Raw genomic sequence first — 19,478 nt, 5'->3', positions numbered from 1 at the left:
GGCGCCGACCGTCCCGCCCGCCCCTCGGGGGTGCGCCCCGGCGCCGACCCGCGAGGAGCTTCCCCCGAAGCCCCGCACGGACGGGGTCGAGGATGCGGAGGAAGCGGGGCCGAGCGGATCGAAGTGCTGGTCAAGGTGAACTTGGTCCCGGAAGCGCGGCGGAGCCGGAGCCTGCGGGTCCGCCGCCGCCCGCAGCCCGCCGGCCGGACGGTTCCCCCGCAGGCGTCGCCTCAGGAGTCCGGGGCGAGCGGCGCCGGCGAGCGGCGCCGAGACGGGAAGTGCGGGCACCACGGGAAGCACGGGGAATTACGGGGGCACGAACCGGAGGGCCCGCGCGATCCGTCCGCGCGCGGCCCCCAGGATCAGCCCGTCACCGCCCTAGTGGGACGGGCCGCCCGGAATACGCGGGCCCGGGCGGTAGTGGTGGGTGATTCCCGCGTCCATGTCCCTCCCGCCGGCCCGGTGCGCGTCCGGATGGCTGTAGCGCGCGACCCGGCGCCGTCCGGACACGGTCTCCCGGACGGCGCGGAACGCCTTCCCGAACCACTGCTTCATCGATCCCCCCGGTGCGTTCGCGATTCTTCGTACGAAAAGTGTGCCGTCGCAGAACCTCTCTTACTCCTGGGCTGAGCCACATTTGAGGCACGGGTGAAAGGCCCCGGAGATCGCGGGGAAAGTCCGCGCGGTGCGGAATTTCACCCGAACGCACCCACCGGGCAGTGCGCGGGTCCGGCGCGGAGCCGCAAGTGTCGACGCGGTCCGCGTGACCGGCGGCGGAAGGGGCGATTCCGCCGGCCCGGCCGCTCGGGGGTTCGCGGGCGACGGACGGCGTGTCCGGGAGGGAACCTCTGGGCAAGGCTTGCGCGGGGGAGGGGCCCGGGGGTGATCGGTTTCGGCTCGCTGGGGCGGCCCGCCCGGCGCATCCTGGGTCCATGAGCGAGCCGACGCCAGGGCAGGAGCCCCGTCCGGAGCGGAACGAGCCGGACCGGGGGGAGGACGCCGGACAGCAGCCGCACCCGGCCGGCGGCTCGCTCCCGCCCGGCTCGGACGGCCGGTATGCCCCGCCGGGCGGCGGATACGCCCCCGCGGGCGGCGGCCCACCACACCCGCACGGACCCCTGCACGTGCCGCCCCCGCCGAAACGGCGGAAGTGGCCGTGGATCGTGCTCGTCTCCGGCCTGGTCTTCCTCGGTGCCATCGCGGGCATCGCGACCGCCGTGCGCAACGACACGACCAAGTCCGTCACGGTGCGGTACAGCGTCACCGGCACGGCCCGCGACGTGATCATCGCCTACCCCACCTGGCGCCAGCAGACCATCTTCACGCGCAAGGTGACGGCGAACACGCTGCCGTGGCACAAGGAGCTGACCACGAACGAGTTCGTCAAGGGCGGCACGCTCACCATCACGCTGGGGGCGGGAGGCGGCACGGCCACCTGCTCCGTCGTGGTCGGCAACGGCACGTCGCACACCGCCACCGCGACCGGCCCGCACGCGACCGCCACCTGCAAGGGCTTCTGACACCCCCACCCGCGCCCCGCCCGACCCCCGCCCGCTGGCTCCCCTCAGATCCCCGGCCGGTTCCGCAACGGATGCTCCGCCGGCACCTCGACCACGCAGATCCGTACGCCGTCCGGATCGGCGGCCCACATCTCGATCAGCCCCCAGGGCTCCTTCCTGGGCGGCCGGAGGATCTCGACGCCCTGCCCTGCCAACTGCTCGTACGCCTGCCGGGCGTCGGCGACCTGGAGCCACAGTTCCAGCCCGGGGGAAGGCGGGGTCTCCGCGCGGCCGGAGACCTCCAGGAAGCCGCCACCGAGGAAGTAGACGGTGCCCCGCTCCGGGCCGGTGCCGAACTCCCGGTAGATCTCCAGGCCCAGCTTGCCGCCGTAGAAGGTCCGTGAACGCTCCGGATCGGTGGGCCGCAGCAGGGTCCTGCTGCTCAGTACGTGCACCATGTGGGGTCCTGCCTGTCCTGGACGGCCGCAGGCAGGCGCCCGACGGGCCCGCACCCGTGGGCGGACCTCTCCGTGATACGGCGTCGGCCGCCCGAATTCAACGCTCGCGTGTCGCAGCGCGGGGCGTACCCGCTAGACGGGCGTGCCGCCACCTCCGGCGACGACATGGCGCACCTTGTCCACCGCCTTCTGGTAGAGCCCGGAGGCGAGTTGGGACGATCCGTTCCCGAACTGGAAGAAGGAGTAGTTGATCAGGACCGGCCCGACGTGCCCGAAGGCCAGGTACCCGTTGACCTGGACGCCGCTCAACTTGCCGTCCATCCGCGCCGCCGTGCTCTCCGCGCCGCCGAACCGGATCGGCTGGAGCGTCAGGGTGAGCCGGGTGCTGCCCCCGGTGAGCGTGAGCTTGTGGCACGAGGCGAGGGCCTTCTTCGTCTGCGTGAAGACCGCGGTCTGCCGGGCGGACGGGGCTGAGGTCAGCTCCTCGCTGAGCAGCGGCCCGGTCTGGCCGCCGGAGAAGTCGGCCTCCTGCGAGCGCGGCCCGCCCGGCGCGACCAGCACCTTCTCCAGCGCGGCGCACCCGGAGATCCCGCCGCCGCCCCCGCCCCCGCCACCGGACGACGTCGAGCCCCGCAGGCCGGTGTCCGCCGAGGTCAGCAGGGCGGCCTTCAACTCAGCCGGACCCGGCACCGGCTCGCCCGAGCCGGCCCGTGCCGTGCCGGTAGCGGCGGCCGCGCCGCCGGCGGTCGCGGTCCCGCCGAGCCCGACGGCCGCGGCGAGCAGCACAGCCGTGCACACTGTGCGAGCCCTGGTCACTCCGTGTCGACGACGCGTCCCCAGCATGGCGTCTCCCTCGGATCCCTCGGATTCCTCGGATTCGGCTGCCGGCACCCCGCGCCGGCCCCCTCGCCAGTCTGCGCCGACCCGCGCCGCGCCGCATTGTCAGAGCCGCCCGCCCGCCTGCCCGGCGCCTTCCGCCTGCCGGGTCCGCCCGCCCCGGGCCCGGGCAGCGCGAAGGGCGCCGCCCGGTTCCCGCCGTCGAAGAGGCGGGCGAAACGGAACGGCGCCCTCGTGTGCCGGCGCGAGCGATCACCTCGGCCGGGAGCGATCAGGAAGCGGACTTCTCCTGCGCCGCCTTCTGGACGTACTCGTCGGTGTACGTCTTCGCCAGGTCGATCTTGTGGCCCTTGACGGCCGGGTCGACCGCGTCCAGCACGCGCAGCACGGTCTGGGGCGCGTCGGCGGGCATCTGGCCGGTGGGGTTGTACATGCCCATCTCGTTCGCCAGCGCCTGGACGTACTGGTCCTTGCCGCTGCCGGAGTAGAAGTCGGCCGGGACCTGCGCGGTGATCTGCGCCGCCGAGTGCGACTCCATCCACTGCAGGGTCTGGTAGATCGCGTTGACCATCTTCTGCGTGGTGGCCTGGTGCGTCTGCTCCCACGAGGTCTGCACGGTCAGCGCGGTGCCGGGGTACGGCCCGCCGAGCGCGGCCTTGGTACCCGCGGCGGTCCGCATGTCGGCGACGATCGTGCCGAGGTGCTTCTTCAGCAGCGTGGAGATGGTCGGCTCGGTGGTGACGCCCGCGTCGACCCGGTTGTGCTGGAAGGCCGCCACGAAGGTGGGGCCGGCGGCGACGGCGACCAGGTGGGTCTGGTTCAGGGGGATGTTGTTGTGCACGGCCAGGTACGAGCCGATGGTCGAGCTGGCGGAGCCGAGCGAGGTCACGCCGACGTTCTTCCCGCGCAGGTCGCCCGGGGACTTCAGCGAGGACTCGTTGCTGCGGGTCATCTCGACCATGCCGGGCGCCTGGAGGAGCTGGACGACCGCCTTGGTGTCCTTGCCCTTGGCCTGGAGGTCGAGGTTGTGGTCGAAGAACCCGATCATGCCCTGGACCTGGCCGTTGAGCAGCGCGTCGGAGACCTGCGGGGTGCCCTGGAGGTTGACGATCTGGACGTCCAGGCCCTGCTTCTTGAAGTACCCCATCCGCGACGCCAGGATCAGCGGGAGGTAGCTCTGGTTCGCCTGGTTCGACAGCGCGATCTTCACCTTCGTCAGCGAACCGTCGCTCGCCGCGTCGCTGCCGCCGGACTTGTCGTCCGAGCAGGCGGTGAGCCCCGTGGCCAGGAACGCCGTCGCGGCTATGAGAACGATCTTCTTGTGCCACATGTGCTGTGTCTTCTCCTCGGGAGCGGGCATCTCGGCGGCCGTCTTCGGCCCCGCTGCGCCCTGCATGTCGTTGCGGGGTGAGTGTTCGTCAGGGGAGTTCCGGGAGTGCTGGGTGCCACGGGGATCACGCCTCCGCGCCAGACCTCTGCGGGCGCGGTTGCCACCGGAGCAGGCGGCGCTCCAGGAGGGTGATCAGTCCCTCGGCGGCCAGCGCGAAGGCGGCCGTGAGGACCAGGCCCGCGTAGACGCCGTTGGGGTCGAAGTTGGCCTGCGCCTGGAAGATGAGCAGACCGAGGCCCTGCTGCGCGCCGAGCAGTTCGCCCACGATCGCGCCGGTGACGGCGAAGCCGAACGCGACGTGCAGGCTGGTGGTGATCCAGCTCAGCGCGGACGGGACGACCACCTGCAACGTCACCTTGGTGCTGCCGGCGCCGAGGATGCGGGCATTGGCGATGAGGTTGCGGTCGACCTCGCGGGCGCCCTGGAACGCGTTGAAGAACACGCCGAAGAAGACGAGGACCGCCGCCAGCGTGGCCTTGGAACTGATGCCGAGGCCGAACCAGATCGCGAACACCGAGCCGAACAGGATGCGCGGGATGGAGTTGAGGGTCTTGATGAAGGGGGCGAAGACGTCGGCGAGGAACCGCATCCGGCCCAGCATGACGCCGAAGACGACGCCGAGCGCCACACCGACGCCGAAGCCGATCAGCGTCTCCTGGAGCGTCGTCCACACCTGGTCCCACAGCGAGCCCTGCGAGGTGCCGTGGCGTATCCAGTCCCACAACTTCGAGCAGACGCCCGAGGGTTCGCCGGAGTAGAACTTGTCGACAGTTCCCGTCGAGGCCAGCACCTGCCACAGGCCGATGACCACCACGAGAACGGCGACCCGGGCGGCGTTGACGAGCACGCGGCGCCGGATGCGCTGCCGGCGGGCGAGCGCGACCCGGTCGACAGGCGCGGCGCTCCTGCCCGGGTCGCCGGCGGCCTTCTTCTCGTCACCGCCGGTCACGTCGGCGGCCACCTCGTCGCCGGCCGTCTCGACGGCCGCCTTCTCGTCACCGCCCGGCCCTTCGGCGGCCTGCCCTTCACCGCCCTGCCCTTCGGCGGCCTTCGCCTCGGCGGCTTCCGGCTCGGCGGCGTCCGGCTCGACGGCGTCCGCGTCAGCGGATTTCGCGTCGTCGGGCTCGGTATCCGGTGTGCCGGCAGTCGATCGGGAGCCTTGCACGTTCATGCGCTCATGCCTCTTCCGGGCGGATGGGTCAGGCCGCGGTCTCGGGCGGCGCGGTCACGGTGCGGCTGTAGGCGACCTGCACCTCGTCACGCAGGGCTTCCCAGATCCGTTCGTGGAGTTTGACGAATTCGGGGGTGTGCCGGATATCGCGTGGATTCCTCGGCCGGGGGAGATCGATCGCGAACTCCTCCTTCACGGTGGCCGGTCCGGCCGTCATGACGACGACCTTGTCGGCGAGCGAGATGGCCTCTTCCAGGTCGTGGGTGACGAACACGACCGAGGGGCGGGTGAGGTCCCACAGCGCGAGGAGTTCGTCGGACATGATCTGGCGGGTCTGCACGTCCAGGCCCGAGAAGGGCTCGTCCATGAGGAGCACCCGGGGGCGGTTGATCATCGTCTGGGCGAGCGCGACCCGCTTGCGCATCCCGCCGGAGAGCTGGTGCGGGTGGTACTTCTCGAACCCGGCCAGGCCCACCCGGCGGATCCAGTCGGCGGCTTCGGCGTGGGCGTCCTTGCGCGACGCGCCACGGAACCGCGGGCCGGCCGCGACGTTGTTGATCACCGTCTTCCAGGGGAACACCGCGTCCGTCTGGAAGACGAAGCCGACGTCCTTCCCGATGCCCTCCACCGGCCGCCCGTCGATGAGCACCTCACCGGTGTCCGGCCGCTCCATGCCGGAGATCAGCGACAACGTGGTCGACTTGCCGCAGCCGGTGGGGCCGACCACCGCGGTGAACTCGCCGGCCTCGACCGTAAAATTGATGTCGCGCAGGACATCGTGATTTCCGCCTTGCGGCGTATTGAAGCACTTGGTCACATTGCGCATCACGATAGGCGGTGTTGTCGGTTGCCGTGATGTGACCGACCCATTGATGCGTTCATGCTGGGATTCGCTTGCCACGCGAGTGAGGCTGCCAGAACTTGGCGCGGGACAACAACCTCGTCGAACAAGGGTGCACTGACTTAAGCGCGCGCAGCGCCCTGATCTGGCACTGCCCGCCCGCACCGCTGTCCCGAGAAGATTCACAAAGTGCGTTTTCTGCGGATTGTCGACGATGGTTAGACCGGGGCGTGTTCTTCGCGGTAACTTCTTGCGATGACGTTCCGTTATCTCGGCATACCGTCTGAAACCCACCTGCCGGACCGGCTCGCACTGCGCATGCTGGTGCAGACTTTCCGGCCGGAGTTAATGGACAGGCTCGTCGACAAAGCCGAGCGGAGAGAGCGCAGGCGAAGACTGCTACCTGCCCAGCTCATGATGTATTTCGCGCTCGCGATGTGGCTCTTCGGGGCGTCCTCCTACGAGGAGGTACTCGCCAAGCTGACCGGCGGTTTGCCCGAGATGTTCCAGGGCGTGGGGGACCTGGCCACGGCCGCCGCGATCGCCCGGGCCCGGATGCGGCTCGGCGTCGAACCGCTCAAGGCGCTGTGCGGTCATGTGGCCGCGTCCGCGGGGCGCCGCTCGCCGCCCGACGACGGGCGGGTGTTCGTCTTCGAGAGTGTCGCCATGGAGGCGCCGGACACCCCCGCGAACCGGGTCGCGTACGGGGTGGCCGAGACAAAGGACCAGCTGAAAGGGCGTGCCCTGGACGTGTGGCTGGCCTCGCTCACCGACTGCCGGCTGCGTGCTTCCGCGGTCGCGGCCATCACTCCCAGCCGGGAGTCGGGGGTCGAGGGTGTCCTCTCCGAATGGCCGCACGACCTCCTCGGCGCGGGGGCGCTGGTGGTCGGCGACCAGGAGTTGGTCACCCCGGCACTGTGGCAGGCAGTGACCGAGTCCGGCGCGCACCAGATCTGGTGCGCCGCCGAGCGCGGTCCGGCGCGGCGGCACCTGCCGGTGGAGCGGGAACTGCCGGACGGGTCCTATCTGTCGACACTTGGGCCCGACGGCCCGGCTCGCGGCTCCGGCGCCGGGACGGTGGTCCGGGTGGTTCCGCGGACCGCCGGCTCCGGCCCGGGCCGGCCCGCCGACCCGGGTGCGCGGCCCCTCGCGCTCGTCACGTCGATCCTCGACGACTCCGTGACGGCGGACGAGATCTCCGCACGTCACGCGCGTGTGGCGGAGTTGTGCCGATCCGGTGTGGGTCAGTTCACGGCGCAGATCGCGGGGCCGCGTGTGGTACTACGGTCGAAAAGTCCTGAACTCGTCCAGCAGGAAATATATGCGATGCTTTGCACTTACCACGCGGTAGGGCACCTGGTATCGCCGATGTATTCGGCAGACCTGCTTTCGGACGAAGAGCGCGGCCCGGTGGTGTGACCACCGGGCCGCCCGGCCGCACTAAGTCAGTAGCGGCATCCTTTGCCCCCGTGGGCGTGCGTGTGCTGCAATGAGGGTCCCCGACGAGGGCGCGGAAGCACGCGGCGGCAAAGCGCTCGCGGCTTGGTGCGCACCGGAGTCGAGCGCTCGTTGTGGTGAACCGAATGACCAAGCGTCGCCGCGTCATGCTGCGACGTTATGAGTGTTAAGGGTTAGTGAATGGAAGACCAGCGGTCTCGCGGAGCCGGGTATCCGTTAAGGCGGGGGGACCGCGTGGCGCATCACAATGTGGCGATACCGTGACGGGCGCGCGCAGATCCGGTGACGCATCCGCTCCGAAGCGGAATGCCCTGGTCGGAAGTCTGCTCACCCGGTTGCACATCAAGCCCCGCCTGGGCGACTGGCGGCTGCGCAGTCGCATGCTGGTCCTGGTCCTGGTCCCGCTGATCGCGATCATCCCGCTGGTCGGCGTGCGCGTGGTGTCGGAGGTCGGCAGCCTCCAGAACGCCCGGCACATCCAGGACCAGGCACAGATCGCGGGACAGATCTCCATGCTGGTCGGCGCGCTCGACGACGAGCGCGACCTCACCGAGGTCGCGCTCAACGGCTCGGGCACCGCGAAGGACAAGCAGCTCGCCGCGGCCGAGACGACCACCAGCGCGGACATCAAGCAGTTCGACGAGAGCCTGCAGCAGCACCGGGACAGCATCGACGCCCTGCCCGCCGCCGTACGGCAGCTCGGGGCACGCGGCGAGGCCCGGCTCGGCGACCTCGATCCGCTGCGCGCCTCGGCGAAGGGCCTGGCCGCCGGCGCCGGTACGCCGACCTTCAGCGCGTACACCACGATCATCGACGACCTGCTGGACTTCAGCGACCAGCTCGCCGGTGTCAACTCCGACCACACGCTCGGCAGCCTGGTCGCCACACTGTCCTCGATCGAGCAGATCGAGCAGCAGACCTCCAGCGAGCGCGGCTACCTCGTCGACGTGCTGGACCGGGGCGACTTCACGCTGGAGCTGAAGGAGAACATCGAGCAGGCGCAGTTCGAGACGGCCAGCGACGCGCTCGCCAACAACGCGCCGACCTCGCTGCTCAACCTGTACCAGTCGACGGTCAGCGGCGACAAGGTCGGCGCGGCCGACGGCACCGTGCAGGCGGTCTCCACCGCCGCGCAGGAGGACATCCCGCTCGACAGCCTCGGCATCAGCAAGACCACCGCGTTCGACCAGCTGACCGACAAGCTCGCCGCGGTCCGGATCGTCCGGCAGCAGGCCGTGTCGGACATGAACCACCGCGCCTCGCACCTGGTGTCGGCCGACCGCACCCAGCTGTACGAGAACATCGCGATCATCATCGCGGTCGTCGCACTGTCCTTCCTCGGCGCCCTGGTGCTGGCCCGGTCCGTGGTGCGGCCGCTGCGCACGCTGCGCGTCTCCGCACTCGATGTCGCGGACAACCGGCTGCCGGAGGCGGTCCGCCGGTTGCGCGACGTGGAGCCGACGGAGACCGACGAGCCGGTGCGGGTCGCGCCGATCGAGCTCAGCACGCAGGACGAGGTCGGCCAGGTGGCGCGCGCGTTCGACCGCGTGCACGTCGAGGCGGTCCGGCTCGCCACCGAGCAGGCGCGGATGCGCAGCAACGTCAACGCGATCTTCACCAACCTCTCGCGGCGCAGTGAGAGCCTCGTGCTGCGCCAGCTGCAGCTGATCGACGACCTGGAGAACAGCGAGCAGAACCCGAGCCAGCTGTCCAGCCTGTTCCAGCTCGACCACCTCGCGACGCGCATGCGCCGCAACAACGAGAACCTGCTGGTGCTCGCGGGCGAGGAGCAGGGCCGCCGCTGGAACCAGCCGGTGTCGCTCTTCGACCTGGTCCGCGCCGCCACCGCCGAGGTCGAGCAGTACGAGCGGGTCGTGCTCTACGAGCTGCCCGACGTGGCCGTCACCGGTCACGCCGCGACCGACGTCGTCCACCTCGTGGCCGAACTCATCGAGAACGCCACGGCGTTCTCCGGCCCGGAGACCCAGGTACTGGTGGGCGCCAAGATGCTCACCGCCGGCGACGTGGTGCTGGACATCGCGGACGCGGGGATCGGCATCCGCCCGGAGGAGCTGGAGCGGATCAACCGCCGGCTCGCCGAGCCGCCGGTGCTCGACGTGGCGATCTCCCGCCGGATGGGGCTGTTCGTGGTCGGCCGGCTGGCCGCCAAGTACGGCATCCAGGTGCGGCTGACCAGTTCGGGCCGCACCGGCCTGAACGCGCTGATCCGGATCCCGCTGACGCTGCTCACCCCGGTGGGCGACGTCGACCCGGGCGCGGGCGACCCCCTCGACCAGAACGCGCTGCGGCCCGGCCCGTACGACACCCCCGAACTCGCCGGGGTGCTGCGCTCCGGGGTCCCGTCGGGACCGCCGGTCGGCGACCCGCGGTTCGACGGTGCCTACGGCGCGCCGGGCCAGCCGCCCGGCGGCGGGCGGCGGTACGAGGAGGCGCCGGCCGGGCGCCACTCGGGCCCGCCCGACGGCGGCTTCCCCTGGTTCCACGAGGAGGACGAGGCGGGCGGCCCGGACGGCCACGGATTCTCGTGGTTCGCCCAACCGCTCGAGGAGCACCCGCTCAACGGCGCCGGCCCGGATCGCGCGGCCCCGCAGGGGTCCCACGCGGCCGGCCTGCCGGCGGCCGGCTCCCACGTCCCCGACCCCCCGCAGTCCGGCCGGCACTCGTACCCCGGCCAGGCGCCGGACGGGCGCGGGTCCGACCGGTTGCCGATCTTCGAGTCGACCAGGTCGGGTTGGCCGGAGCCCGAGGGCGGACGAGGGCTGCCGGAGCGCGCCCAGCCGGACCGGGGACACCCGGACACCGGACGGCCCGTGGCGGGCGGCCAGTCCCCGCAACTGCCCGCGCGGCCCCAGCAGCAGCCCCAACTTCCCACCAGGGACGCCCGGGACACCCGGGACACGAGGGACGGCAGGGACGCCGCTCATCCGTCGCCCTCCTGGGCCCGGCCGGACGGTGATCCACGCGCCATCGGGGCCGGACCGGCGAACGGCCCGGCAGCCGGCGGGACGGGTGGCCCGCTCACCGGCGGCTCCACCGCGCAGGGCCTGCCCCGGCGGGTGCCGTTCGACAACCTCGCAGCCGGACTGGCGCCGCGCAGCGGAGCCGTGCCCCAGCCCAACGCGGCGCCGTCCACACCGCGTCAGGCGAACCTCATGAGGGAGCGGCTGTCCAGCTTCCACCAGGGCGTCAGGCGGGGGAAGGACGGGACCGAGCGTGACGGGCGCGGTCCGTCCCCGGACGGATCGGGTCCGCGATGAGCGGGTTGTCGTTCCCTTTGTCCACCGCGCCCCAGACCGCAGCGCTGTCGGACGACGTCCTCAGCAGCATAGGAAGCAGCCACAGCCATGAGCGACTTGAGCAACGAAGCGCAGAACCTGAACTGGCTCATCGCCAACTTCGTGAAGCAGGTGCCCGGAGTCGCACACGCGGTGGTCGTCTCCTCGGACGGCGTCCAGCTGCTGGCCTCGGCGTCCCTGCCCAAGGACCGCGGCGACCAACTCGCCGCGATGGCCTCGGGCCTGGTGAGCCTGACGCAGGGGGCGGCCACCCTGTTCGAGGCCGGGGCGGTCACCCAGACCGTGGTGGACATGCTGAATGGTTTCCTCTTCCTGACGTCGATCAGCGACGGCTCCGTCCTCGTGGTGCTGGCCGCACCCACCTGCGACATGAAGGTCGTCGGTTACGAGATGACCCTGCTGGTCGAGCGGACCGGCGACGTGCTCACCCCCGCCGTGCGCCGGGAGCTGCAGAACGCGGCCGCGGGCTGAGTCCCGGTGCGATCGGCTGTCCGAGTCACACCCGGAAGGATGTGCGTTCGTGAGTGGAGACCGCAGGCGCAACTCGTCGCCGTTCGTACGCCCCTACGCCGTCACGCGGGGGCGCACCACAGCGCGGACCGACTTCGCGCTCGAAGCACTGGTGAGTACCAGCGCGCGCGCCTGGGAGAGCGGCGTACGCCTCTTTCCCGAGCAACAGGCGATCTGCCGGCTGTGCATGAACCTCACCTCGGTGGCCGAGATCTCCGCGCTGCTGAACATCCCGCTCGGCGTGACCCGCGTCCTGGTCGGTGACCTGGCCGAGAGCGGGTTCGTCAACGTCCAGCAGCCGGGTCACGCCGGAGGACGGCCGGACGTCACGCTGCTGGAGCGGGTGCTCGTCGGGTTGCGCGGCCTCTGAGGGTGCCGGCACCGGCCGGCCGAGGTCCCGCGTCCGTCGGACGCGCAGCCCGGCAGCCGCGGCCCGACCGCCGCCCGTCGGCCGCGCGGCACCGGTCCCTCAGGACCCGAACGACCCCGCCGCGCGCACCGCGTCGGCCACCGGGTCGGAGCCCGCGATCAGCTCCAGCGTCTTCCCGGCGGTCTGCGGCACCACGAGCATCTCCGCCAGCACCGCGGCCACGTCGTCCCGCGCGATCTCGCCCCGGCCGGTGGATTCCGCCAGCCGGACCCGGCCGGTCCCGCTGTCGTTCGTCAGGGCACCCGGGCGCACGATCGTCCAGTCCAGGCCCGCTCGCGCCCGCACCTCGTCGTCCGCCACGCCCTTCGCCCGCAAGTAGGCGCTGAAGACGGGGTCCATGCCCCTGGCCGCCGGATCCGCGCCCATCGACGAGACCACCAGGAAGCGCCGCACGCCGGCCCGGACGGCAGCGTCCGCGAGCAGCACGGCCGCGCCCAGGTCGACGGTCTGCTTGCGCTCGGCGCCCGAACCGGCACCCGCGCCGGCCGCGAAAACCGCCGCGTCGGCGCCCTCCAGCGTCGCCGCCACCTGCTCCACCGTCGCCGACTCCAGGTCGAGCACGACCGGTTCGGCACCCACCGCCCGCAGGTCGTCGGCCTGGGCGGCATTGCGGATCAACCCCGCCGCGCTGTCGCCGCGTTGGGCCAGCAGCCGTTCGAGCCGCAGCGCGATCTGTCCGTGTCCACCAGCGATCACCGTACGCATGCCCCGACGCTACGCCTGACGGTGCGCCTGCCGTGGGAGATCCAGGGCTGCGTCGCCGGCCGAGTCGCAGTACTCGCGCACCGCGCTGGTCCGGGAGACCACCCGGCCGCGGTGGATCACGATCCGGCTGTAGGCCAGCGAGAGGACACCGGCCAGGCTCTCCCCGCGCACCGCGAGCAACTCGGCCGGGAAACCGGCCTCCACGCGTACTTCCGGCAGACCGAGGACGGCCCGGGCCTCCGCGCTGATCAGGCCGTACGCCTGCGGGGGAGCGCACTCGCCGTGGGAAGCGAGCAGGTAGGCCGCCTCCAGCGGGTCGCCGCGGCCGACCGGGTTGGCGAGGTCGCACAGCGCGCCGCTGCCCGCGGTGACCCGCACACCCGCCGAGCGCAGCGTGCGGACCGCGGTGAGCGGGACGAGCGGGCGCAGGGACGCGGCGGCGCGGGCGGCGGCGGTGCCGGGCGCGGGCGCGCAGTGGTCCAGGGCGCCGCAGCCGCCCTGCGGAAGGGCGACCACCGAGACGCCCGCGGCGGCGAGCCGGTCGGCGGTGCGCGCCACCGCGTCGGGGCCGAGCGCGGGCAGCCCGTGGCAGGGGCCGAGGGTGACGCCGGGCCGCAGCCCGCCGGCCATCGCGGCCAGCCGGGCCATCCGGGCCGGGTCCTCGGCGGAGGTGTGCAGATCGACCGGCAGCCCGAACTCCGCGGCCAGCGAGAGCACCGCCTCCGTGTAGCCGCTGGGGTCCGGGTCGAGGTCGGGGCAACCGCCCACCGCCGCCGCACCCATCTTCAGCGCGTCCCGCAGCATCGCCAGGCCGTCCGCGCCCGCCGCGCCGGTCAGCAGCCGCGGCACGGCCACCACCTGCACGTCCAGCAGCCCGCGCAGCGACTGCCGTGCCTGGAGGACCGCCTCCAGCGAGCGCAGGCCGCGGACATCGCCGATGCCCACATGGCTGCGCACCGCCGTGGCGCCGTGGCCGAGCTGGAGCAGCGCGGCCTCGGTGGCGCGGCGCTGGACGTCCTCGGTGTCGCCGGACGGCGGGCCGCCCGCGGTGAGCGCGAAGTCGAGGTGGGCGTGCGGTTCGGCGGGCGCGGGCAGCAGCAGGTAGCCGCGCAGGTCGATCCGGGCGCCGCGGTCGGTGCGGTCCGGCCGGTCGATGCGGTCGGTGCGGTCGCCGCGCTCGGGTCGGTCCGCGGCCCGCTCACCGCTGCGGTCGGGGCGGTCGGCGGACACGGCGAGGCTGCCCGCGGTGCCCACGGCCTCGATCCGCGGTCCGCTCAGCCGGACGTCGACGGTCCGGCCGTCGGTCAGCCGGGCACCGCACAGCAGCAGGGTGGCGGTCTCCGCGGTGGTGCTGCGGGGGCTGTCGGTCATCGCGCTCCTCCGGTGCGGGCCTGGCTGGCGGTGGGAGGCAGGATCACGGGACAGGAATACCGAGATCACCGGAGATCGGTGGGGATCGGCGGGGATCACCGACGATCTCAGGGGATCACGAAACGGAGTACGGCATGATCACGCCCTCCGAGCGTAGGGCGCCCGATGGCGCGGTCCCGGCAGGAGCGCATTAGTCGTACCGGTCGGGGTCGCGCGGAACGGGGCGTGCGGGCGGGCCGGCGGGGCCGCAAAAGGGCGCCGACCAGGCCCGGGGGAGGCGTGGTTGAGGTGTCCGCCAGGTCCGATGTGCCCTGCCGGATACGGATTTCACGTATCGCTGCGGAGCGTGTAATGTCTTCCTCGCTCGCCCCAATAGCTCAGTCGGTAGAGCGTCTCCATGGTAAGGAGAAGGTCTACGGTTCGATTCCGTATTGGGGCTCTGATGGATCGGTTCCCCGCCGTCACGGCGGGGGCCAGTTCGTCGAAGCGGCGTAGCTCAGTCGGTAGAGCAAGCGGCTCATAATCGCTGTGTCACCGGTTCAAGTCCGGTCGCCGCTACTCTCCGTAGCCGATTGCGGGTTCGGTCCCTCGATCGGCTACTCTTCCTGTGTTCATCACACTCGTTCGTCAAGGAGCACTCACGTGGCCGCCACCGACGTCCGCCCGAAGATCACGCTGGCCTGCGTGGAGTGCAAGGAGCGGAACTACATCACCAAGAAGAACCGGCGCAACGACCCGGACCGTCTTGAGATGAAGAAGCACTGCCCTCGCTGCAACGCTCACACCGCTCACCGCGAGACCCGCTGAGGCAGGCGGCGACGCGAGGCGGCGACCGTTCAGGCGCCGCCGAACCGAAGCCGCCCGTCGCGGGTCGCCGAGGTGCGGTCCGCTCCAGCAGTCCGCGTTTCAGGCTCAGCATCGGCTGACCGCCGGTCCAGACCGGCAAAGTCCTACCGTGAGGCCGTTCCCGTATCCGGGGACGGCCTCATGGCATGTCTCGACCCATCCGTACCGGAGGTAATGATGGCCCTCGACCCGTCCTTCGTGGGGCGGAGCTATCCGCCCGGCGCCGTCTACGAGGTCGGCCGGGAGAAGATCCGCGAGTTCGCCGAGGCGATCGGCGACCCGAACCCGGCGTACGTCGACCCGGACGCGGCCAAGGCGCTGGGCCACTCCGACGTGATCGCACCGCCCACCTTCGCCTTCGCGATCAGCTACAAGGCGGCGAGCCTGGTGATCAGCGATCCCGAACTCGGCCTCGACTACAGCCGGGTGGTGCATGGTGACCAGAAGTTCGCCTACAGCCGCCCGGTCCGGGCCGGCGACCGGCTCGCGGTCACCTCCACGATCGAGTCGGTCAAGTCCCTCGCGGGAAACGACATCGTCCAGATCCGCGGCGAGGTCCACGACGCGTCCGGCGAGCACGTGGTGACCGCCTGGACGAAGCTGGTGTCCCGCGCGGCCGACACCGCCGAGAGCGGCAACGACACGAACGGGGACGCGTGATGGCAGCGGCAATCTCCTACGACGACGTCGAGGTCGGCACCGAACTGCCGGCCCGGGACTTCCCGATCAGCCGGGCCACCCTCGTCCAGTACGCCGGCGCCTCCGGCGACTTCAACCCCATTCACTGGAACGAGAAGTTCGCCCGCGAGGTGGGTCTGCCCGACGTCATCGCGCACGGCATGTTCACCATGGCCGTCGCGATCCGGGTCGTCACCGACTGGACCGTCGACCCCGGCGCGGTCGAGGAGTACGGCGTCCGCTTCACCCGGCCGGTCGTCGTGCCCAACGACGAGCGCGGCGCGACCGTCCACGTCACCGCCAAGGTCGCGGCCAAGCTCGACGACAACCGCGTCCGGGTCGACCTCACCGCCACCGCGGACGACCAGAAGGTCCTGGGCATGTCCCGGGCCACGGTGGTCCTCGCCTGAGTCCTCGCCCGAGCTCGTCCGAGTTCGCGCCCGAGTCGCCACTGTGTGGCCTCGCCCGCGTTCTCGCCGGACCCGCCGGAGTGCCCCGCGCCGTACGGGGCACTCCGCCCCCCGGGTTGACAGGTAAGTGATTGGCCACTAACTTTGTGGCCATGGTCAGGATGAGCGCAGAGGAGCGGCGCATCAGCGTCGTCCACGCGGCGATGAGCGAGTTCGCCCAAGGCGGCTACAAGGGCACCTCCACCGAGGCGATCGCCCGCCGCGTCGGCGTCTCGCAGCCGTACCTGTTCCGGCTCTTCCCGAACAAGCAGGCCATGTTCATCGCGGCGGCGGAGTACTGCCTCGCGGCGACCCGGGAGGTCTTCTCGAAGGCCGCCCAGGGGGTGCCTGCCGAGGAGAAGCTCGAGGCGATGGCCGCCGCCTACCAGCAGCTGATCAGGGACGACCCCGACAAGCTGCTGATGCAGATGCAGACGTACGCCGCGGTCGCGGCGGCGGAGGCGGGCGGCGACCACGAGTTCGGCGCGACCCTGCGGGACGGGTGGCAGCAGATGTGGGACTCGGTCCACCTGGACCTGGGTGCCGAGGTCGAGGAGACGACGACGTTCTTCGCCTACGGGATGCTGGTCAACACCCTGGTCTCGCTGGGCTTTCCGCCCGGGCACCGCAACTGGGAGGGCTTCTACCAGTCGGCGCGACCCGAGTGACCGGCCCGGCCCGGGCCGGGCGGGTGGGGCCCCTTTTTTGGGGTCGAAACTTAGTGATCAATAACTAATAAGTGGACACGGTCATTCCGAATCCAGCAGGGGGCAGGAACGTGAGTAGCGAACAGCAGGAACCGCAGGGGCGGGCACGGGCGCAGGCACCGGGCACCTCGCTCGCCAAGCCGGGAGCGCCGCTCGACGAGGACGGGAAGAAGGGGCCCGGAATGGGCTGGGCCCTGGTCATCACGAGCGTCGCGGGCTTCATGGCGGCGCTGGACAACCTGGTCGTCACGACCGCGCTGCCGTCCATCCGCAAGAGCCTGGGCGGGGCGCTGTCCGACCTGGAGTGGACGGTGAGCGCCTACACGCTGACCTTCGCGGTGCTGCTGATGTTCGGCGCCGCGCTGGGCGACCGCTTCGGGCGGCGCCGGCTCTTCCTGATCGGCATCACCATCTTCACCGGGGCCTCGGCCGCCGCCGCCCTCTCCTCCGGGATCGGCGCCCTGATCGCCGCGCGGGCGGTGCAGGGCGTGGGCGGCGCGATCATGATGCCGCTCACCCTGACCCTGCTGACCGCGGCCGTGCCGAAGGACAAGCGCGGTATGGCCTACGGGATCTGGGGCGCGGCCAACGGCCTCGCGGTCGCCTGCGGCCCGCTGATCGGCGGCAGCCTCACCCAGCACATCTCCTGGCACTGGATCTTCTGGCTGAACGTCCCGATCGGCCTGGCACTGCTGCCGCTGGCCCGGCTGAAGCTGCGCGAGTCCTTCGCCCCCGACGCCCGGCTGGACTTCCGCGGCACCGCGCTGATCAGCCTCGGCCTCTTCGGCATCGTCTACGCCCTGGTCAGCGCGACCGACCACGGCTGGACCAGCGCCCGGGTGCTGTCCGGCCTGATAGGCGGCGGCGTGCTGGTGGCGGCGTTCATCCGGCACGGCTTCACCGCGAAGCGGCCGATGGTGCCGATGCGGATGTTCGCCAACCGCGGCTTCGCGGCGACCAACGCGACCAGCATGCTGATGTACGTCGGGATGTTCGGATCGATCTTCCTGCTCAGCCAGTTCCTGCAGACCGTCGCCGGGTACGGCCCCACCGAGGCGGGGTTGCGGATGCTGCCGTGGACCGGGATGCCGATGATCGTCTCGCCGTTCGCCGGCTACCTCTCGGACCGGATCGGCGGCCGGGTGGTCGTCGCCGCGGGGCTGGGGCTCCAGGCCGTCGGCCTCGGCTGGTTCGCCTCGGTGGTCGCGACGGACACGACGTACGCCGCGCAGCTGCCCGCGCTGATCATCAGCGGCGTCGGGATGGCGCTGTTCTTCGCCCCCGCGACGAACCTGCTGATGGGCTCGGTCCGGGCCTCGGAGCAGGGGATCGCCTCCGGGACGAACAACGCGCTGCGCGAGGTCGGCGGCGCGCTCGGGATCGCGATGCTCAGCACGATCTTCGCCGCGCAGGGCGGCTACCAGTCCCCGTCGGCCTTCGTGGACGGGCTCACCCCGGCCCTGTGGGTGGGTGCGTCGGTGCTGGCGCTCGGCATGGTCGCGGCGCTGTTCAACCCGACCCGGCGCGCGCTGGCCGCCCAGGGGGCGCCGAAGGACCTGGCGGACCCGCAGGACGCGGCCGGGCTGGAACTGAGCGCACACTAGCGCCCGCCGGGACGGGCCGCGGGGACACGGAGCCTGCGTTCCCCGCGTGGAAGCTGCCTTCCACGCGGGGAACGTAGGCTTTCCGCGTGGACGTAACGGAGAACGCCGAGCTCGCCCCGCTGACCACCTTCCGGTTGGGGGGCCCGGCCCGGCGGCTGGTCACCGCGCGGACCGACGAGGACGTGGTCGCGGCGGTGCGCGAGGCGGACGCGCGGCGCGAGCCGGTGCTGCTGATCGGCGGCGGCAGCAACCTGGTGATCGCGGACGAGGGCTTCGAGGGCACCGCCGTCCGGATCGCCACCCGCGGGGTGACCCTCCGGGGCACCGCGATGGAGCTGGCGGCGGGTGAGGTGTGGACGGACGCCGTGGCCCGCACCGTCGAGGCGGGCCTCGCCGGCGTGGAGTGCCTGGCTGGTATCCCGGGCTCGGCCGGCGCGACCCCGATCCAGAACGTCGGGGCGTACGGCCAGGAGGTCTCGGCCGCGATCAGCGAGGTGGTGGCGTACGACCGGCAGCGCGACGAGACCGTCACCCTGCCGAACGCCGCGTGCGCCTTCGCCTACCGCCACAGCCGCTTCAAGGAGGACCCGGCACGGTTCGTGGTGCTGCGGGTCCGCTTCGAACTGGAGGACGCGGAGGGGCTGTCGGCGCCGCTGAAGTACGCGGAGACGGCGAAGGCGCTCGGTGTCGGGCCGGGGGACCGCGTACCGCTGGAACGGGCCCGCGAGGCCGTGCTGGGGCTCCGGGCGGGCAAGGGGATGGTGCTCGATCCGGCCGACCACGACACCTGGTCCGCCGGGTCGTTCTTCACCAACCCGGTGCTGACGTCGGCCGAGCACGCGGAGTTCCTGGTCCGGGTGAAGGAGCGGCTCGGCGCGGAGGTCATCCCGCCCGCGTACCCGGCCGCCGCGGACCACGTGAAGACGTCCGCGGCCTGGCTGATCGACAAGGCGGGGTTCACCAAGGGGTACGGTGACGGGCCGGCCCGGATCTCCACGAAGCATGCGCTCGCGCTCACGAACCGGGGGGCGGCCACCACCGCGGACCTGCTGGCGCTGGCCCGGGAGGTGCGGGCGGGGGTCCACGAGGCGTTCGGGGTCACCCTGGTCAACGAGCCGGTGTTCGTCGGAGCGAGGCTCTAGAGGGTGCCCTGACCCTCCGGGGTGCCCCGTTCTGTTGCTACGGGACCTTGCGGTCCGGCGGTGGT

Annotated in this window: 19 protein-coding genes and 2 tRNA genes; 13 read left to right on the top strand and 8 right to left on the bottom strand. The window is 71.8% G+C overall.

What is annotated here, in order from left to right:
- Nucleotides 1-378: 378 nt before the first annotated feature.
- Complete coding sequence (locus tag C4U44_RS41550; protein WP_160145057.1) at nucleotides 379-555, bottom strand: hypothetical protein; 177 nt, start codon at nucleotides 553-555, stop codon at nucleotides 379-381.
- 377 nt (nucleotides 556-932) lie between these two features.
- Here C4U44_RS41550 and C4U44_RS18605 point away from each other — a divergent pair, with 377 nt between their 5' ends.
- Nucleotides 933-1,520 carry a hypothetical protein gene (locus C4U44_RS18605; RefSeq protein WP_146088290.1) on the top strand — a complete coding sequence of 196 codons (588 nt, stop codon included), beginning with the start codon at nucleotides 933-935 and terminating at the stop codon, nucleotides 1,518-1,520.
- 44 nt (nucleotides 1,521-1,564) lie between these two features.
- On the opposite strand, the gene C4U44_RS18600 is transcribed toward C4U44_RS18605, so the two are convergent.
- The 5 genes from C4U44_RS18600 to C4U44_RS18580 all read right to left on the bottom strand — a co-directional run bounded on the left by C4U44_RS18600 (nucleotide 1,565) and on the right by C4U44_RS18580 (nucleotide 6,181).
- Nucleotides 1,565-1,957, bottom strand: a complete 393-nt coding sequence (locus tag C4U44_RS18600; protein ID WP_103886953.1) for a VOC family protein — start codon at nucleotides 1,955-1,957, stop codon at nucleotides 1,565-1,567.
- Between the two features lie 132 nt (nucleotides 1,958-2,089).
- On the bottom strand, nucleotides 2,090-2,743 hold the full coding sequence (locus C4U44_RS18595) for a hypothetical protein (protein WP_103886952.1): 654 nt from the start codon (nucleotides 2,741-2,743) through the stop codon (nucleotides 2,090-2,092).
- Nucleotides 2,744-3,065: 322 nt separating this feature from the next.
- Nucleotides 3,066-4,190, bottom strand: coding sequence for an ABC transporter substrate-binding protein (locus C4U44_RS18590; protein WP_103886951.1), 1,125 nt, complete (start codon nucleotides 4,188-4,190; stop codon nucleotides 3,066-3,068).
- 58 nt (nucleotides 4,191-4,248) lie between these two features.
- Nucleotides 4,249-5,133, bottom strand: coding sequence for an ABC transporter permease (locus tag C4U44_RS18585; protein WP_200823313.1), 885 nt, complete (start codon nucleotides 5,131-5,133; stop codon nucleotides 4,249-4,251).
- Nucleotides 5,134-5,383: 250 nt separating this feature from the next.
- Nucleotides 5,384-6,181 carry an ABC transporter ATP-binding protein gene (locus C4U44_RS18580; RefSeq protein ID WP_103886949.1) on the bottom strand — a complete coding sequence of 266 codons (798 nt, stop codon included), beginning with the start codon at nucleotides 6,179-6,181 and terminating at the stop codon, nucleotides 5,384-5,386.
- A 270-nt stretch (nucleotides 6,182-6,451) separates the two neighbouring features.
- On the opposite strand from C4U44_RS18580, the gene C4U44_RS18575 reads away from it, so the two are divergent.
- The 4 genes from C4U44_RS18575 (at nucleotide 6,452) to C4U44_RS18560 (ending at nucleotide 11,851) form a co-directional block, all read left to right on the top strand.
- Nucleotides 6,452-7,615 carry a transposase domain-containing protein gene (locus C4U44_RS18575; protein ID WP_103886948.1) on the top strand — a complete coding sequence of 388 codons (1,164 nt, stop codon included), beginning with the start codon at nucleotides 6,452-6,454 and terminating at the stop codon, nucleotides 7,613-7,615.
- 374 nt (nucleotides 7,616-7,989) lie between these two features.
- A complete protein-coding gene (locus tag C4U44_RS18570; RefSeq protein ID WP_103886947.1) occupies nucleotides 7,990-10,932 on the top strand; it encodes a sensor histidine kinase in 2,943 nt (980 codons plus the stop codon).
- Nucleotides 10,933-11,019: 87 nt separating this feature from the next.
- A complete protein-coding gene (locus C4U44_RS18565; RefSeq protein WP_103886946.1) occupies nucleotides 11,020-11,442 on the top strand; it encodes a roadblock/LC7 domain-containing protein in 423 nt (140 codons plus the stop codon).
- A gap of 49 nt (nucleotides 11,443-11,491) precedes the next feature.
- Entirely contained in the window at nucleotides 11,492-11,851 is a 360-nt protein-coding gene (locus C4U44_RS18560) for a DUF742 domain-containing protein (protein ID WP_322973641.1), read from the top strand.
- Between the two features lie 99 nt (nucleotides 11,852-11,950).
- On the opposite strand, the gene C4U44_RS18555 is transcribed toward C4U44_RS18560, so the two are convergent.
- Together C4U44_RS18555 and C4U44_RS18550 are read right to left on the bottom strand one after the other, a co-directional pair.
- Nucleotides 11,951-12,616 carry an NAD(P)H-binding protein gene (locus tag C4U44_RS18555; protein WP_103886944.1) on the bottom strand — a complete coding sequence of 222 codons (666 nt, stop codon included), beginning with the start codon at nucleotides 12,614-12,616 and terminating at the stop codon, nucleotides 11,951-11,953.
- A gap of 9 nt (nucleotides 12,617-12,625) precedes the next feature.
- Nucleotides 12,626-13,987 (bottom strand): amidohydrolase family protein, encoded by a 1,362-nt coding sequence (locus tag C4U44_RS18550; RefSeq protein WP_103886943.1) that lies wholly within the window; start codon nucleotides 13,985-13,987, stop codon nucleotides 12,626-12,628.
- 366 nt (nucleotides 13,988-14,353) lie between these two features.
- On the opposite strand from C4U44_RS18550, the gene C4U44_RS18545 reads away from it, so the two are divergent.
- From C4U44_RS18545 to C4U44_RS18510, 8 genes are all read left to right on the top strand, one after another.
- Nucleotides 14,354-14,426: transfer RNA gene (locus tag C4U44_RS18545), tRNA-Thr, on the top strand.
- 46 nt (nucleotides 14,427-14,472) lie between these two features.
- Nucleotides 14,473-14,545, top strand: a tRNA-Met gene (locus C4U44_RS18540).
- Between the two features lie 84 nt (nucleotides 14,546-14,629).
- Nucleotides 14,630-14,794, top strand: coding sequence for a 50S ribosomal protein L33 (gene rpmG / locus C4U44_RS18535; protein ID WP_004571794.1), 165 nt, complete (start codon nucleotides 14,630-14,632; stop codon nucleotides 14,792-14,794).
- Between the two features lie 216 nt (nucleotides 14,795-15,010).
- Complete coding sequence (locus C4U44_RS18530; RefSeq protein ID WP_103886942.1) at nucleotides 15,011-15,493, top strand: MaoC family dehydratase N-terminal domain-containing protein; 483 nt, start codon at nucleotides 15,011-15,013, stop codon at nucleotides 15,491-15,493.
- Nucleotides 15,493-15,921, top strand: coding sequence for a MaoC family dehydratase (locus C4U44_RS18525; RefSeq protein WP_103886941.1), 429 nt, complete (start codon nucleotides 15,493-15,495; stop codon nucleotides 15,919-15,921). Before C4U44_RS18530 ends, C4U44_RS18525 begins: the two co-directional genes overlap by 1 nt.
- A gap of 161 nt (nucleotides 15,922-16,082) precedes the next feature.
- Nucleotides 16,083-16,628: a TetR/AcrR family transcriptional regulator gene (locus tag C4U44_RS18520; protein WP_103887106.1), complete on the top strand. Its 546-nt coding sequence runs from the start codon at nucleotides 16,083-16,085 to the stop codon at nucleotides 16,626-16,628.
- A gap of 221 nt (nucleotides 16,629-16,849) precedes the next feature.
- Nucleotides 16,850-18,271 carry a DHA2 family efflux MFS transporter permease subunit gene (locus C4U44_RS18515; protein WP_103887105.1) on the top strand — a complete coding sequence of 474 codons (1,422 nt, stop codon included), beginning with the start codon at nucleotides 16,850-16,852 and terminating at the stop codon, nucleotides 18,269-18,271.
- Between the two features lie 86 nt (nucleotides 18,272-18,357).
- A complete protein-coding gene (locus tag C4U44_RS18510; RefSeq protein WP_103886940.1) occupies nucleotides 18,358-19,413 on the top strand; it encodes a UDP-N-acetylmuramate dehydrogenase in 1,056 nt (351 codons plus the stop codon).
- The last annotated feature ends 65 nt before the right edge of the window (nucleotides 19,414-19,478 follow it).

This window comes from Actinacidiphila yanglinensis (assembly GCF_900107965.1).
Taxonomy (GTDB): Bacteria; Actinomycetota; Actinomycetes; order Streptomycetales; family Streptomycetaceae; genus Actinacidiphila; species Actinacidiphila yanglinensis.
This window is presented reverse-complemented; position numbering and strand designations above follow the sequence as displayed.